Annotated in this window: 1 protein-coding gene; it reads right to left on the bottom strand. The window is 61.5% G+C overall.

All coding sequences use genetic code 11. The features are described 5' to 3' along the window. The coding region (locus FGL98_RS25010) for a CHAP domain-containing protein (RefSeq protein ID WP_186526401.1) at positions 1–973 on the bottom strand (973 nt) is incomplete at its 3' end. Positions 974–1,214 lie beyond the last annotated feature (241 nt).

Raw genomic sequence — 1,214 nt, 5'->3', positions numbered from 1 at the left:
TCAGGTAGGCGCTTGGGCTGGTACCCGCACGAACCGGATAATTGAACGAGTCGTTCTGCCACCGGGTACCAGTCCAATGGGCGAGGTAGAGGGTCCCGTTGCTGCCCACATAAGAGATGAAATGCGTGCCGTTCGGACCCAGGTAGGCGCTTGGGCTGGTACCCGCACGAACCGGATAATTGAACGAGTCGTTCTGCCACCGGGTACCAGTCCAATGGGCGAGGTAGAGGGTCCCGTTGCTGCCCACATAAGAGATGAAATGGTACATGCCCGAAGGGATTACCCCTGACGCCGGCACCACCCCGGTCGGGCTCGACGGAGTGGCTGATCCAGGACCATGTAGCCACTTGGTATATGCGAATCCCTCACCCCGGACGATCCAGTTCGCGACCGTCAACACGTGGGCTCCGTTGGCGGTCCAACCGGAGTTCTCCTCGATAACGGTGATGCTGCCGTTGCCGCTACCGTTGACACTGCTCGACTGGACCACCGCAGTGTGTCCGTAATCCGAGAAACCGCCGGTGTTGGAGAAGCTGAGCACGTCACCTTGAACCGGCGCGTGACCGGCGGCTCCGTTCCCATAGACCCTGAACAGCGATGGGTAACTGCTGGCATAATGGTCGACTACTTGAGCGCCATTAGTCGAGATGGGCATCGTGACCCCGTACTTGTAGTACAGATACCGCTCGCTCAGTTCCATGCATTGATACCCACCGACGGGACGCGCTCCCGGATATGGATACACGTTTGGCCCGGAGCCAGTTCCCGGCTTCGGGCCGCATGCCTGGATGCTGATGCTGCCGTCGTTGTACGAAGCACCAAGAGCGTAGGCACCCGCAAAGGCCGTGCATCCCGGCCCGGTCGCGAAGGCTCGCGGCGCGGACCAGCCGAGCAGGCTAGCGACCAAGATCAGCGTGCCAATCAGCGAGATCGCCGTCCGGCGTGCAATGCTCGATTGGCTTCGCGTGCTCATGGTGCCTCCAAGATCATCGGATCCGGCTTTGATGTGACGGCGACCCTGTGGCCGCACGAACGTCCTCATCGCCTGATCACCATGGCGTCGAGGTAGAGCCGGGGGTGGCCAGTGGTTGCTAAGAGATTCCGCGGATAGGCGCGGTCATTGCGGCGTGTCACGCAGCGAAGCAGGCACAGGCCCCGGTAAAAGACGGGTTGTCGAGACTCGCCAACATCACCGGGAGGGCCTGTGCCTGCCG

The sequence above is a fragment of the Leekyejoonella antrihumi genome, assembly GCF_007845645.1.
In the GTDB taxonomy this organism is placed as follows: Bacteria; Actinomycetota; Actinomycetes; order Actinomycetales; family Dermatophilaceae; genus Leekyejoonella; species Leekyejoonella antrihumi.
This window is presented reverse-complemented; position numbering and strand designations above follow the sequence as displayed.